Raw genomic sequence first — 13749 nt, 5'->3', positions numbered from 1 at the left:
CGATCAGCGTATAGCCCGGCCGGCGCACGGACAGGTCAGAGGCCGACATCCGCGTTGGGACCGGTCCCGCCTTCTTCGTTGTCGGCGCCATAGCTGTAAACACGCCCGCGGTCATTGGGCGATTGCGGCGCGCGGTAGCGATAGGGGTTGCCCCACGGGTCCGCTGGCAGGCCGCTATCGAGATAGGGGCCGTTCCAGACGCGCTCGAGGCTCTCGGACGGCTCGACGAGAAGGTTCAGGCCTTCGGCATCTGTCGGGTAGCGGCCGATATCGAGACGCATCGTGTCCAGCGACGTTTCCAGCATCCGGATCTGGGTCGCGGCTGCCGTGGTGCGCGAATTGTCGAGCTGCGAGAACAGGCGCGGCGCCACAAGCGTCGCCAGAACCGCGATGATCGCGACGGCGACGAGGATCTCCATCAGCGAATAGCCGGGCCGGCGCCGGGTGAGCCGCCGCTCTATCGCCTTGCGAACTTGAATCCCTGTAAACACTGTTCGTAAATCCTGCTGCAAAGCCTTATCGAGACAGCCATACCATAGCATCGCGGGTCAAGGGGAACATCATGCTGCAAAATCTGCTACGGCGCTTCGGCGGCCAGACAGCCCCGTCAGACGCCGCAGGCGCAGACGCGGATGTTGCCGCGCTGAACCCCGGAGACCATCACTATCGCGCCTATGTCGGCCCGGTGGAGCGCTTCGGCCCGGTATCACTCCTGCAATTCAGCCTGATGACGGCGCTGGGCCTCGATGAGAACGACCGGGTGCTCGATTTCGGGTGTGGCTCGCTGCGCCTTGGCCGCCTGCTGATGCCGTTCCTGCGCCCCGGCCTCTATCACGGTATCGATCCGAATACCTGGCTGATGGAGGAGGGCCTGCGCCGCGAGGCCGGCATGGACATAAAGACCTTGAAACGCCCGGCATTCTCCGGTGATGGCAGCTTCAACTGTGATGTTTTCGGTGTGCCGTTCGACTTCATCATGGCGCAGTCCATCATCACCCATTCGGGCGCGGAAGATACCGAACGGTTTCTGGCCAGCGCCGCACGCGCGCTCGCCGATGATGGCGTGGTGATGCTCAGCTATTTCCAGAACGCGGCCGGTGATGACAGCCTGCCGATGGAAAAATGGACCTATCCGGGCTGCGTCAGCTATCCGCTGGACTGGCTGAACATGGTGTGTTCGGCCTACGGGCTGATCTGGCGCGATGTAGACTGGTATCATCCGGGCGCACGCTGGGCGCTCGTGGCCAGGGACGAGCGGCGCCTGCCGCCTGCCGGCCAGCCGCTCTATACCAATGGCCACCCGATGGAGCGCTGGCGCGCGGGCCGCTAGATCGCGATATCGTACATGCTGGTCATGGCAAGCACGAGGCCAACCACGATGGCCCCGATCACGCCTGCAATGAAGACGATGGCCAGCGGTTCGGCCAGGGCCGTCACCTGCTTGGCGCGATTGCGCGAGTCGTCTTCGTAGATCCCCGCCAGGAAGAGCAGCATCTCGTCCAGACTGGCCGAACTGCGCCCTGTCTTGATGAGGTTCAGGCTCATCGCGTCAAAATCGGTATGGGTGCGCAGAGCCACATCAATGGCATCGCCGGAGCGGATGGCGCGCCGTGCCTCCTGCAGGCCGATACGCCGGGTGCGCGAGGACACCGCCGACTCGGCTAGCTGCAAGGCCTCGACAAGGCCTGAACCGCCCGACAGCGCCGTGCCGGTAATACGCGCCCAGCGGGCAATGTCGGAGGCGCGCAGGAAGGTGGAAATGACCGGCACGGATTCCAGCAACCGGTAGCCCGCAGCCCGCGCCGCAGGATTGCGCAGCAGCATGACAATGGCGAGCACGGCGAGTCCGGCAATCACCGCCACCGCAAGCGCGTTTTCGCGCAAGAGCAGGCTCGTCTCGATAAGCCAGCGCGAGAAAGCTGGCATGGCCGAGCGGTCATCGCCGATGAGGGTGGCAAAGCGTGGCACGACGAACATGAAGATGAAGATGATGGCGGTCAGGCCTGCAAAAGCGAGAAAGGCCGGATAGGCAAGCGCATTGCGCACCTCGGCGGCGGCTTTCAGATCCTGCTCCATCTGGGCGGCAATGTCATTGAGCGCGCGGGCCTGCTGGCCTGTGGTTTCGCCCAGCTCGACAAGGCGCGGGGCATAAGAGGGCAGGCGCGGCATGTGACGCATCATCGCCTCGGAAAGGCGTGCGCCGGAACGCAGATCGCGCCGGATATTCTCCCCCTCCATGGCAAGTTCGCGGCAGGTTTCGTCGGCGATCAGCGAATCGATGGCAGGCAGGAGCGCGGTGCCGGCCCGGATCAGCACGGCGAGCTGGCGGATGAAGCGCTGGCGGTCGGCCGGGCGCGCCCGGTTGCGGGTGAACTTGCGCGCATCGGGGCGCACTTCTGTCAGCTCGAAGGGCGCAATAGACTGGTTTTCCAGCTGTTTTTGCGCATCCACACTGTCGAGCGCGGCAATGCGCCCCTCTACCGTCACACCGGCAGGATCGAGGCCGCGATAGCGGAATGTGGCCATGGAGACGCTCTCCCTGTCCTTGCCGGACTATTCCGCCGAGGCGCGCACAGGCGCGCGGGTGTGGGCGGCGGCACCGAACACGCGCAGGACTTCCGACAGCGTCGTGCGCCCCAGCGCCGCCTTGGCCAGCGCATCCTCATACATGGTGATATAGCCGTCCTGGCGGGCCGCGGAGAGCAGGTCCGCCTCGGTCGCGCGGTTATTGACCGCTTCGCGCATGGCACCGGTGAGGCGGGCGACTTCATAGACGGCGATGCGCCCCAGATAGCCCTGGTCGGCGCAGTGATGACAGCCCTCGGCCTCGACCCAGTTCGCCGCGCCCATGTCCACCGGCAGGCGCGCGCCAGCGGCGCGGGCGGCGTTCAGGCGGCGTTCGCCCTCAAGGCGCGATTCGATATCGGCAGGCTTGGCACAGTGCGGGCAGACCTGGCGCACAAGGCGCTGGCCCATCAGGCCGCGCAGGGAGGCCGAGACGAGGAAGGGCTCGATGCCCAGATCGACAAGGCGTTCCACCGCCGACAGGGCCGAATTGGTGTGCAGGGTGGAAAAGACAAGGTGGCCGGTCAGCGCAGCCTGCGTGGCGATGGCGGCGGTCTCGCCGTCGCGGATCTCGCCGATCATGATGATGTCGGGGTCCTGACGCAGTATGGCGCGCAAGCCCCTAGCAAAGGTGTAGCCGATATCGGCGCGGGCCTGCACCTGCGTCACGCCGTCGATATCGTACTCGACCGGGTCCTCGATGGTGATGATCTTGCGCGCGCCGTCATTGACCAGTTCAAGGCCGCGATAGAGCGTCGTGGACTTGCCCGAACCGGTCGGGCCGGTGACGAGTATCACGCCATTGCGCTCCTCGAGAAGGTCACGGAAAACCTCCATGGAGCGCCCCGTCAGCCCGAGGCCCTCAAGGCTAGGCAGGCTCTGCTGCTTGCGCAGGAGGCGCAGCACCAGCGATTCGCCCCACGCTCCCGGCAGGGATGAGACGCGCAGGTCAATGTCCTGCCCGGCAAAGCGCACGGACTGGCGGCCGTCCTGCGGCAGGCGGCGCTCGGCAATGTCCATGGCGGAAAGGAGCTTGATCCGGCTGGCGACGGCATCGAAGCGGGCGCGCGGCAGGGTCTGGACCTCGCGCAGCACCCCGTCAATGCGGAAGCGGATCTGGAAATGGTGCTCGAACGGCTCGACATGGATGTCGGAGGCGCGCTGGCGCAGCGCGTCCTCGAACACGCCATTGACGAAGTCGATGACGGGCGCTTCCTCGGCCAGCTCGCGCAGGCGGGCGGCATCATCGCCCATCCATTCGTCTGCCGCGCCTTCGGAGCGGGCGAGCGCAAGGGCAGAATCGAGAAGCCGGTTGGAGCCGAGATAGTAGACAGACGCCCCGTCCCACACGCGCTCCAGTGCCTCGCGCAAGGGCGCGCTCAGCGGATCGCGGGTGAAGATGTGCAAGATATCGGCGCCGCCGGCCCCGGCCCCGTCCGGGCTTTCAAACCAGATCACGCATTCATGCGCGAGAAGCCAGCGCAACGACAGGTTCAGGCGGGCGCCGGCCTCCAGATAGGCGGCAGCTTCATTGGGAAGCTGGTGCGCGGCGAGGATGGCGAGATCGAGCTGGCGCGAGAGCGCAGCCAGCAACACTTCTTCGGAAACCGCGCCAAGGCGCATCAGGGCCTGACCGAAAAGACCGCCCACCTCCTCCTGGAAGCGCAGGGCTGCATCGACATCGCGCTGCGTCAGCGCGCCGTCCTCCAGCAGAATTTCCCCGATGCGGCGATGATCCATGATGGGTCCCTTTGCCGGTCCGCCAGACACTGGCAGGCCTTGCGCAATCCTCATGCCACATCATGGCCTGTGCGGCCAGAGATGGGAATTGACAAGAGACAGGCAGGACGCGGCTCTGCTTGCGCCTCGTCGGCACAAAGAAAGGGCGGCCAGAGGCCGCCCTTTCCCGAAGTCCACTGAGACCAGAGGTCCTAGTTGAACGCTGCGACCGCGTTGGTGCGGAGGGCGTTTTCTTCCGGCGCCGGAGCCAGGGTGCCGTTCGGCGCCTGGACAAAGCGCTGGGTGTTGATCGGCGAAGCCGGGGCCAGGTCGAAGACCCAGACGACGTCAGCGCGGCCGAAATTGCCCGCGATTTGCGACAGGTTCAGCGAGGTGGTGATGACTTCACCGCCGGCCGAACGGGTCACGGCGCCAGCCGGAACCGTGTATTCACCGTTGAACGACGCGCCGTTGGTGGCGTTGCTCAGGATGAAGCGGATGCCCGGAACCGAAGCCGGAACGCCCGTGTGACGGAAGACCGAGATGGCCGAAGTGGTGGTGCCGTCACCAACCCAGGTGAAGGCCTGGGTTTGCTGGCCCTGACGGGAAAGGCGCACAACCGGTACAGGCGGGTAAGTGCGCGGTGCAATTCCTGACGCCGTGGTGAAAGTGACCGTTGGCTGGATGGAGATGGTCTGGCTCTGGATCGGCGCGCCAGGAAAAGCGCTGGCAACACTCACCGACGGGCTGAAGATGACAGTTCCCAAATTCACGAACCCCGTGATGTCGACGGCGTTAGCCACACCAAAAAGGGTGCCATTGAACGTCGAGGCAGCGATACTGAGACCAGCCGGTTCCGGTGGGACCAGCGACACAGTCGCCGAACTGGCCAGCCCGGCCATCGTTGTGCCCGTAAGATCGGCGAATACCGCCACGGCGTTACCATTCACCCGCGCACCACCGGAGAAGATGGTAAAGTTAATGCCAGCCGGTACTCCCAGATTGTCGTAGGGCGTTGCCCCGCCGAAAAGAATGGGCTGAACAGGCAGCGGTGTCGGCCCACCAAAATCGATGCCTGGTACCTGCTGGATGAAGGCACCGTGGGTGCCCGAGCTGGTCGTGCCGGACCCGCCATTGATGGCTGAGCCGTCCAGCTGGCGCGTCAGGCCTGTAGTGAAATTGGCGTTGGCTGCAGTGAGTTGCACGCCATTGGCTGATGAGAAGTTCAGGCGCCGGCCACAGGCTGCGATATTGGCAACGGTAAAGGACACGCTGGAACTGCCCACCGTGCCACCAGCGGTGACGGTGATATCACCGGCAAGACAGCCCGCTGTTGCGGCCGGGGCCGCTTCGAGGGGTGCAGCAGCCACCTGCGGTACGGCACGGCCTGTGAGGGCCGTTGCGTTGACCGCTGAAGAAAACACCGTGTTCTGCAAATTGATTGTGAAGGTCGCCGCGCCCGGATTGTCCCACTGGACGCGGTTCGCGCCGGTATCCGTCCTCGCCCCGTCGATGTTGATGTTCAGCGTGGCAGAATTTTGCCCGGCGATAGGAAACTCGCTGGCAAGGAAATAGCGTCCAGCCGCAGTGGGATTCGCTCCTTCCAGAATAATGGTATTTGTACTGGCAGACCCGTATTGCGTTGTCTGGATGTACTGGGCCGACGCGGCTCCAGAAAGAAGGGCCGCAATTGCTGCGCCCATAATGAGTTGACCTGACTTCATGATTTCCGATTTCCCCGATAATCCCTGATTTCAGATTCATTAGACGGGAGAAATACAGGCCAGTCAAAAAAGAAAGGGCGGCCAGAGGCCGCCCTTTCCCGAAGTCCACTGAGACCAGAGGTCCTAGTTGAACGCTGCGACCGCGTTGGTGCGGAGGGCGTTTTCTTCCGGCGCCGGAGCCAGGGTGCCGTTCGGCGCCTGGACAAAGCGCTGGGTGTTGATCGGCGAAGCCGGGGCCAGGTCGAAGACCCAGACGACGTCAGCGCGGCCGAAATTGCCCGCGATTTGCGACAGGTTCAGCGAGGTGGTGATGACTTCACCGCCGGCCGAACGGGTCACGGCGCCAGCCGGAACCGTGTATTCACCGTTGAACGACGCGCCGTTGGTGGCGTTGCTCAGGATGAAGCGGATGCCCGGAACCGAAGCCGGAACGCCCGTGTGACGGAAGACCGAGATGGCCGAAGTGGTGGTGCCGTCACCAACCCAGGTGAAGGCCTGGGTTTGCTGGCCCTGACGGGTCAGACGGCCAACCGTTTGCGCGCTGTAGGTCTGAGCCGCAAAGCCCGAAGCCGCAGCGAAGGTCACAGCCGGTTGAACAGCGACGTTCTGGGTCTGGATGGCACCAGCCGGAACCGACGGGTTCACGACAACCGTGAGGTTCGTCACGCCGGGGGTGTTAACCGTGCCGACAATGCTCGACGAGTTGGTCGCGCCGAACGGGTTACCACCGATCGTGGAGTTGGTGATGCTCAGGCCGGTCGTGCTTTGCAGAACGAGCGAAGCCGTAGCAGCCGAAGCCACGACGCCAACGCCAGCACCGGTCAGGTCGGAGTTGACCGCAACCGGGGTCACGCCAACCAGGTTCGAGCCGTTACGCACGACGAGGTCGAACGGAGCAGACGGAGCGCCCATCGTGGTGTAGGTCGGGGCGGCCAGCAGGATCGGACGGATCGGCAGCGGCGCGGTGGCGCCGAAGCTGATGCCCGGGAGTTGCTGGATGAAGGCGCCGTTGGTGGCCGAGTTGGTCGTGCCAGCGCCGCCATTGATCGACGAGCCATCGAGCTGACGGATCAGGGTGGTGTTGAAGTTCGCGTTGGTGGCGTTCAGCTGCACGCCGTTGGCCGACACGAAGTTCAGGTTCTGGTTGCAAGCCGCGACGTTCGCGATCGAGAACGCAACCGAGGCGCTGCCCACGGTGCCGCCCGAAGCGACGGTGATGTCACCAGCCAGGCAGCCAGCAGCTGCACCCGCCGCCGTCAGGGCGGTGGAGTTCACGGCCGACGAGAACACGGCGTTTTGCAGGGTCACCGTGAAGGTGGCCGCACCCGGGTTGTTCCACTGAGCGGCAGTGGCGCCAGCAGCGGCGATACCGATCGTCAGGGTGGCCGAGTTCAGCGACGCAATGTTGCGCTCAGAAGCGATGAAGTAGCGCTGGGCCAGCGTGTTGGTCTGCGTGGTAACAGCCGCGCCGTACTGGGTGTTGTGGGTGTACTGGGCCGAAGCAGCACCGCCGAGAACGGCAGCAGCAGCAACGCCAGCCAGAAGGTGAGCAAGTTTCATAATTCGGGTTCCCCCTAAGTGGTTTACAGCCATGGCTGTTCAGCGCGCATGGCCCCTGAAGACACTGGCGCCTGCAGAGCGCCGGTTTGGACGCCCCCTCAGAAGTTCCAAAGAGCGCCGAACGGGCATCACTTAAAGCCTCGCTCACACACGCGTCAATCCAAAAGTGCCTGCAAACTGGCATGATTATGCACGCGCGCGGGGTGTGCGGGCACAATGTGTTGCGCTTGTGCCACGCACGCAGAATAGAAGAGTGCGCGGGTGCACGCTAGCGCTGCAAGGGCGCCTCTCTTGCGGTCGCGAAGCCCTTGCTATATCGCACCCACCGGCCGGATGCACGCCACGTTTTGATTGGAGATGGATGCAATGGCTCAAGGATTTCGCGATTATCTACTGGAGGGAAACACCGATGAAGCTGGAACGTTTGAAAGCCCTGGCCGCCGGTTCGGCCATCCTGCTGGCATTGACGGCCTGTGAGGCAGGTGCGGACGCCCGCACCGGGTCTGAGCAGCAAGATGTCGCGCAACAGGACGCCCCGGCAGCGGCTGAAGGCGCAACGCCAGCCCTTGCCATGTCCTTTGACGAGCTGCCCGAAGCCGAGCGCAATGCCCGCCAGGCGCTGGGTGAGGAAATCGTGCGCCAGACCGCGCCGGAGGACTTCCTGTCCGCCATCGAGCAGAACATCGTGGATGGCGTTAAGCTGAGCATCCCGATGAACTATCAGGACCTCACCGAGGAAGAGCAGGCGCAGATCGACGCGCTGGCGCCGCAAGTGGCCAGCCAGTACGGCCCGGATGTGCTGCCCCGGCTTGGCCGCGTCTATGCCAGCCTGTTCACGGTCGAGGAAATGGAAGCCATTGTCGGCTTCCTGCAAAGCGAGGCCGGGCAGAAATACCGCGCGCTCGCCGTAGAGGCGAATGCCGGGATCGGCGAGGTGCTGCAGAATGTCGTCGGCGGCGTCCAGAACGACGTGATGCGCGAAGTGCGCCCGGAGGCCTTTGGTCTGCCTGCCCAGGACGGCGAAGAGCCGTCAGAAGACGGCGCAGCCGATATCGACCTGACCGAAGAGAGCGCGGGCGAATAATCCGCCAGGGATGATGCCGGGGCGGCAAGTCCGCCCCGGCGCATCCGGCCCTGACCGGCCTGCGAACAGGCGCCCGACGCCTTTGCCAATCCTGACAATTTTCCGTTTTTGACATTTTTGTGCAGGCTGGCCTTGCGGTGGGGTGGCCCGCCCCGCAATCTCCGGTAACCTGCATTGCCTTTCGCCGGACCCGACAGTCGGCGGCCCTCCCTCTGGCATTCCTTGTATATTCAGGATCCCTTGCCATGCCGCGCAAACCTGCCCCCGCCTCCGACGACGCTGCGAAGCCCGCAACACCCGCCCGCCGCAAGCCTGCTGCAAAGCCCGCTAGTGCGCCCAGGGCGGCAAAGCCCACCGCAAAGGGGGAGCGCACCTGCGTTCTGGTGCTGGGGATGCACCGTTCGGGCACTAGCGCCTTCACGCGCGTGCTGAACCTTCTGGGCTGTCAGGTGCCGGCCTCGCTGATGGCGGCCAATGCCAATAATCCCACCGGCTACTGGGAATCGGTGCGCATCTTCCAGCTCAATACCCGGCTTCTGGCCTCTGCCGGATCGGCCTGGGATGACTGGCTGGAATTTCCAGAAAGCTGGTATCGCTCGCCGCCTGCGAAATCCTTCCTCGGCGAGGCGCAGGAGCTTCTGTCCGAAGAGTTCGGCGAAAACGGCTTCTATGCGCTCAAAGACCCGCGCCTGTGCCGCATCCTGCCCTTCTGGCTGGATGTGCTCAAAGCGCAGAACACGCGCGCCGTGGCCGTGGTGCCGCTGCGCCATCCGCTGGAAGTTGCCGGCTCCATGCAGCGCCGGGACGGGTTTGACCCCGCCTATGGCGCGCTGCTCTGGCTGCGCCATGTGCTGGACGGGGAACGGCTGAGCCGCGGGCTGACGCGCGTCTTCGTCACCTATGACGATCTGCTGGCCGACTGGCAAAGCGTGATCGCGCGCACAGAATCAGCCTTCGGCTTCTCCTGGCCCGGCAATGGTCCGGCGGCACGCAGCGCCATTTCCAGCTATTTGAGCGACGGCCACCGCCATCACGCGATTGCAGACGATGCGCTCGATACCCACCCCACCCTGCCCGCCTGGGTGGGAGAGGCCTATCGCATCCTGACGCGCTGGGCGCGCGAGGGCGAGACGGCAGCCGACTTTGCCCGCCTTGACGCGATCCGCGCCGAGATGGACGAGGCCGCGCGCGTGTTCGGCGGCATCATTGCCAGCGGACGCGCCGCGATAGAGCGCGAAAGCGACCATCTCGAAGCGCTGGAAGACGCCGCAACGGAAAAGTCCGCCCTCGAGGCCCGCCTTGAGGACGCCAAGGCGGTCGCGCAGGAGCTGGATGATACCCGCCACATGCGCAATCTCACCGCGCGTGAACTGGCAGAGGTTCGCGCCGATCTGGAGACGGAACGCGCCGCCCATGGCGAAACGCGCGAGACGCGCGATAACGCCGCCGCACGCGTTCAGTCGCTGGAAGGCTCGCTGGCCGACACCACGGCTTTGCTCGAGGCCGAGCGCACTGCCCGCGCGGAGCTGGAAGGCCGCCTCGCCCAGACCCGCATCGAGCTGGAGAAAGCCCGCGCCATCGTGCTCTGGCTGCGCAAGGCGCTGGGCGTGTTCGTGCCGTCCAATGCCGGGATTGGCGGCGCGGTGCGCCGTCTGATGCCGCTGGCCTGGCATGATGCGCGGGCCCGCGCCCGGCTGGAACGCGCCGGCGTCTTCTCTGCCGATGAATACCGCGCGGTCAATCCGGACCTGCCCCGCCGGGGCACCGATCCGCTCGCCCACTATGTCCGCCATGGGCTGGCCGAAGGCCGCCCGGCAGGACGGCGCAAGCACGAAGGCTGAGCCTGCAAACTTCACGATGTTGGAGAATGGTAGCGGGAGAGAGACCAGCCATCCCCGATACCACCCCGCCTCATGTGCCTTATGTATCAGAGGCTTAGAAGGCTCGCCAAGAACTGTCCCCGGTTTCTTGTGGGACAGTTTGTGGGGCATTTTGCGGCAACTCGCAACGGGGAAGGCGTGTTGCCTAGGCTGGGCTATGCCGCGCCCATCCCTGAATGACCCCTCGGCTCCCGCAATGGTGGACGTAGGTTCTCTCCAGCCCCGCCCAGCGCTCCGCCTCGCTCTCTGGAGTTGGCACCGTGTTAGCCGGGCCGGACCACAGGGCCTCTATCGCGGGCCTATAGCCGCACTCCGCGCACTTGGCCTTCCTGCGCAGTCGAGAGAACAGGTCCACCGCCTCGGCGGAGGGCATCTGAGGGTCCAGCTTCATGCCTGCCCGGCGTCCGCAGCGGGGACACTCTGAGAGGGCGGCGTAGATGAACATTGCCGTCATCGTGATGTCGGTCAGGCCTAAAGGCTAAACAGATGGTCCATTTGGCTGGCAGGCCGCTGTGAACCTATGGCATCTTCGTTCATTCGAAGGTTTGATCCAGAGGGTAGCAAGATGATACGGCACGGTTTGTTAGGCACCCTACTGGGCGGCAGTTTTCCGGGTGACTATTTCGCCAACGCCGCCGCGTATTTTGCTTTTGAGCACGAGATAAAGAGTAGGCGTCGCTATCGGATCAGCCTTGCGAGTGAAAGGTTCCTCGACAGCTTAGTGTCTTACGCGGAGGGGAAAGTGAACTTACTCGACACGGAGACAACCTATTACCGCGCAGTGGTGATGTCGCCAAAGGTCCTGCAACAACAATCGAGCTGGCACTTCCGTCAGCCAAGACGATTTCCTGTTCAACCTCTTCCAGAGGAGCGAATGAAGCCTGATCCTGCGTTGGTTTCTCATGGGCGGGCCAATCCTCCCAACATCGCGAGGCTTTACCTTAGCACAGATGTTCAAACCGCAGCTTCAGAAGTTCGCGCCTACAAGGGCGCTGGCGTTAGTATTGCGGAGGTGCGCCTTGTTCGGCCCACGAAAGTAGCTGTGTTCCGCGACCTGTTACCAGACACAACGGACGGACCCGCTGGCGTAGACCTTGGCGTCTGGGCTGCTATCGGGCGGGCTTTTGCTTCGCCAGTCGCAGGCGATTTTAGAGAACGGTCCGTAGAATACGCTCCGACGCAAGTTATCGCGGAGGCATTCGAAGCTGCGGGTTTTGACGGGCTAGTCCATCAGAGCGCGGTCGCAGGCGGGCAGAATGTCGTTCTATTCGATCCCAGCATTGGCCAATTCGGAGAGCGATACGTTCAGAAGGTCGCCCGCGTTCAAGTCCACCTGCACCCTCCCAGCCCACTTCCAACGGAGTTCCCGGAAACATTGCTGACGTCCTTGCAAAGCAACCTCGAAGTCGGGACATCAAGCGAAGCCCTTTCGCCATCATCTAAGAACTCGCCGGGATAAAAAAGACAGGTAGGCGCGCTCACGCCGCCTCCAGCCTCGCCACCACGCGGCTCACGGTGTTGGCATACCAGCGCCCTCCGCCCCGTGTCTGGACCCCAGCGGCGTTGAGGGCCTCAGCGATCTCCCGGAGTGTCGCCCCGCGCTCCCTGAGAGGCTTTACGATCCCCTCGACTGTCTCTGCGAACGCATCGGCCTTGGCGCGCTTCGCGGCGTTGATCTGGGCGATGTTGCCCCTGTCACCCCCTAGCTTCACCCCGCGCGCCTTGGCGGCTGCTAGGGCCTGCTTCGTGCGAAGGGAGATGAACTCCCGCTCTTGCTCCGCCAGCGCGGCGTAGATGTGCAGGGAGAACTTGTCCGCGTAGGGCATAGAGGCCACCCGTAGGTTCACCCGTTTATCGTCCATGATGGAGGCGATGAACGAGACCTTCCGGCTGAGGCGGTCCAGCTTGGCCACTAGGAGCGTTGCCCCCCGGCTGCGCACTAGGTCTAGAGCGGCCTGTAGCTGAGGCCGGGCATCTCCCTTGCCGGACAGGATGTCCGTGAACTCCCCGATGACCTCGAAGGGGGTCTCGGCGTAGGTCTCCAGAAACAGGGCTATGTCTCTGTCCTGCGCCTCCAGCCCCAGACCGGAGCGGCCTTGCTCCTCTGTCGAGACGCGGCGGTAGATGACGAACTGGAGCATGGCTCCGGCCTCCCTCATGGCTGACTGTGAGAGGCCTTCTAGCACCGTCTGTAACGTTTTGCAATGTTGGTTGTGTTCGTTACAAAAAGGCTAGCCCTCTAGAGGGCTGGAGATGGACCCGACGTTGGGTCAATGATTACAATGGGTTGACTGCATTCTCTATCCCTCTAGGCTCCTCCTCCGCCATCGTTGGCTAAGGGGATGACCATGACACAGACGCATATCGAGACTGCGCACCGGCTGGCAGAGGCCGGGCAGAAGAACACGGCAGAGGCCATCGCCCTGCTACGGGCACTGGAGGCAGAGTCAGGCGCTATCGACGCAGCCATGGACGCTCTGGAGGGCATCAAGGCTGGGGCAGAGGAGGCACTTGTCTCCCTCGCTGCCCGGCTCCAGCCCGTAGAGGGTGCGCTCATGGCTCTGGAGGGCGCGGCTTAAGGCGTCCGCCCTGTGCGCCGCCAAGACGCTCTGAGGGGCTGACAGAGAGCCATAGGGGGGGTATCGCGCCTCTCCCCGTCTCTCAGAGGGCCTCTCAGATTTTTCCGCCGTGGTCGAAGCCCGATACAGGGCAGGCGGATACGTCAAGGAGAGCTTTCATTGGCGCACCTCTAAGAGGGCCTACAGATGGAGTGTAAGGCTCTCTCCTCCGCCGTCATTACCCAGGCTCCAGCACAGGGGCCACCCATAGTCTCACCGGGTCCCACTGCGGCTCTGCTATGGGAAGCTCTGAGTGGGTAACGGTGGAGGGGGTCTCCTCCATCATCGTCTCCCCTAGGTCCACGCTGAGACCTACTCAGGGTTCCCTAGGTCAAATCCTAGGCGCATCTCTAAGAGACAGAGCCTATGTGTATACCTAGGGGGGACCCTTCCATATACGCTACCTTTTGGATTTGCAGGGCTGACACCCTTCCGCCGTGCAGAATTGCATAGCTCTTACCGATCCCTCTGTGTCGCCTCAGGGCGGCCCTCTGAGCTATCGACGGCGGAGGAGAAACCCTCCAGCACCGCGCCCTTTGGGAGCGCCTCTCTAGCCCCTCTAGAAGCCTCTAGGAGCGCCTCTGAGGCAGGCGCTGCGG

11 protein-coding genes are annotated in these 13749 nt (G+C 63.9%); 5 read left to right on the top strand and 6 right to left on the bottom strand.

What is annotated here, in order from left to right:
• Positions 1-35: 35 nt before the first annotated feature.
• Positions 36-491: a type II secretion system major pseudopilin GspG gene (gspG, locus tag ACTS2Z_RS05390; protein ID WP_442572199.1), complete on the bottom strand. Its 456-nt coding sequence runs from the start codon at positions 489-491 to the stop codon at positions 36-38.
• A gap of 71 nt (positions 492-562) precedes the next feature.
• Between gspG and ACTS2Z_RS05385 the strand changes: the two genes are divergently transcribed.
• A complete protein-coding gene (locus ACTS2Z_RS05385) occupies positions 563-1330 on the top strand; it encodes a class I SAM-dependent methyltransferase (protein WP_442572198.1) in 768 nt (255 codons plus the stop codon).
• Here ACTS2Z_RS05385 and ACTS2Z_RS05380 read toward each other — a convergent pair.
• From ACTS2Z_RS05380 to ACTS2Z_RS05365, 4 genes are all read right to left on the bottom strand, one after another.
• On the bottom strand, positions 1327-2526 hold the full coding sequence (locus tag ACTS2Z_RS05380) for a type II secretion system F family protein (protein WP_442572197.1): 1200 nt from the start codon (positions 2524-2526) through the stop codon (positions 1327-1329). The two genes, ACTS2Z_RS05385 and ACTS2Z_RS05380, sit on opposite strands and share 4 nt — an antisense overlap.
• A 27-nt stretch (positions 2527-2553) precedes the next feature.
• On the bottom strand, positions 2554-4305 hold the full coding sequence (locus ACTS2Z_RS05375) for a GspE/PulE family protein (protein WP_442572196.1): 1752 nt from the start codon (positions 4303-4305) through the stop codon (positions 2554-2556).
• Positions 4306-4496: 191 nt separating this feature from the next.
• Positions 4497-6008 (bottom strand): hypothetical protein, encoded by a 1512-nt coding sequence (locus ACTS2Z_RS05370; protein ID WP_442572195.1) that lies wholly within the window; start codon positions 6006-6008, stop codon positions 4497-4499.
• A 123-nt stretch (positions 6009-6131) separates the two neighbouring features.
• Positions 6132-7568, bottom strand: coding sequence for a hypothetical protein (locus ACTS2Z_RS05365; RefSeq protein WP_442572194.1), 1437 nt, complete (start codon positions 7566-7568; stop codon positions 6132-6134).
• Positions 7569-7929: 361 nt separating this feature from the next.
• On the opposite strand from ACTS2Z_RS05365, the gene ACTS2Z_RS05360 reads away from it, so the two are divergent.
• The 3 genes from ACTS2Z_RS05360 to ACTS2Z_RS05350 all read left to right on the top strand — a co-directional run bounded on the left by ACTS2Z_RS05360 (position 7930) and on the right by ACTS2Z_RS05350 (position 11991).
• The gene (locus ACTS2Z_RS05360; RefSeq protein WP_442572193.1) at positions 7930-8652 is read left to right on the top strand and encodes a DUF2059 domain-containing protein; all 723 of its coding nucleotides are present in this window, start codon (positions 7930-7932) and stop codon (positions 8650-8652) included.
• A 245-nt stretch (positions 8653-8897) separates the two neighbouring features.
• Positions 8898-10493 (top strand): sulfotransferase family protein, encoded by a 1596-nt coding sequence (locus ACTS2Z_RS05355; RefSeq protein WP_442572192.1) that lies wholly within the window; start codon positions 8898-8900, stop codon positions 10491-10493.
• 604 nt (positions 10494-11097) lie between these two features.
• Positions 11098-11991: an RES family NAD+ phosphorylase gene (locus tag ACTS2Z_RS05350; RefSeq protein WP_442572191.1), complete on the top strand. Its 894-nt coding sequence runs from the start codon at positions 11098-11100 to the stop codon at positions 11989-11991.
• Positions 11992-12010: 19 nt separating this feature from the next.
• Here the strand turns inward: ACTS2Z_RS05350 and ACTS2Z_RS05345 are convergent, their stop codons facing one another.
• Positions 12011-12673: a recombinase family protein gene (locus ACTS2Z_RS05345; protein ID WP_442572190.1), complete on the bottom strand. Its 663-nt coding sequence runs from the start codon at positions 12671-12673 to the stop codon at positions 12011-12013.
• A 207-nt stretch (positions 12674-12880) separates the two neighbouring features.
• On the opposite strand from ACTS2Z_RS05345, the gene ACTS2Z_RS05340 reads away from it, so the two are divergent.
• Positions 12881-13111 carry a hypothetical protein gene (locus ACTS2Z_RS05340; RefSeq protein WP_442572189.1) on the top strand — a complete coding sequence of 77 codons (231 nt, stop codon included), beginning with the start codon at positions 12881-12883 and terminating at the stop codon, positions 13109-13111.
• The last annotated feature ends 638 nt before the right edge of the window (positions 13112-13749 follow it).

Source organism: Glycocaulis sp., assembly GCF_052168375.1.
Taxonomy (GTDB): domain Bacteria; phylum Pseudomonadota; class Alphaproteobacteria; order Caulobacterales; family Maricaulaceae; genus Glycocaulis.
Note: the sequence above shows the minus strand (reverse complement) of the source record. Positions and strands in the feature narration are given on the sequence as shown.

Bases quoted from the DNA above. Each gene is read 5' to 3' on its own strand.
- ACTS2Z_RS05370 (WP_442572195.1), bottom strand. From the start codon at position 6,008: ATGAAGTCAGGTCAACTCATTATGGGCGCAGCAATTGCGGCCCTTCTT.
- ACTS2Z_RS05345 (WP_442572190.1), bottom strand. From the start codon at position 12,673: ATGCTCCAGTTCGTCATCTACCGCCGCGTCTCGACAGAGGAGCAAGGC.
- ACTS2Z_RS05385 (WP_442572198.1), top strand. From the start codon at position 563: ATGCTGCAAAATCTGCTACGGCGCTTCGGCGGCCAGACAGCCCCGTCA.
- ACTS2Z_RS05365 (WP_442572194.1), bottom strand. From the start codon at position 7,568: ATGAAACTTGCTCACCTTCTGGCTGGCGTTGCTGCTGCTGCCGTTCTC.
- ACTS2Z_RS05350 (WP_442572191.1), top strand. From the start codon at position 11,098: ATGATACGGCACGGTTTGTTAGGCACCCTACTGGGCGGCAGTTTTCCG.
- ACTS2Z_RS05355 (WP_442572192.1), top strand. From the start codon at position 8,898: ATGCCGCGCAAACCTGCCCCCGCCTCCGACGACGCTGCGAAGCCCGCA.
- ACTS2Z_RS05375 (WP_442572196.1), bottom strand. From the start codon at position 4,305: ATGGATCATCGCCGCATCGGGGAAATTCTGCTGGAGGACGGCGCGCTG.
- ACTS2Z_RS05340 (WP_442572189.1), top strand. From the start codon at position 12,881: ATGACACAGACGCATATCGAGACTGCGCACCGGCTGGCAGAGGCCGGG.
- ACTS2Z_RS05360 (WP_442572193.1), top strand. From the start codon at position 7,930: ATGCAATGGCTCAAGGATTTCGCGATTATCTACTGGAGGGAAACACCG.
- ACTS2Z_RS05380 (WP_442572197.1), bottom strand. From the start codon at position 2,526: ATGGCCACATTCCGCTATCGCGGCCTCGATCCTGCCGGTGTGACGGTA.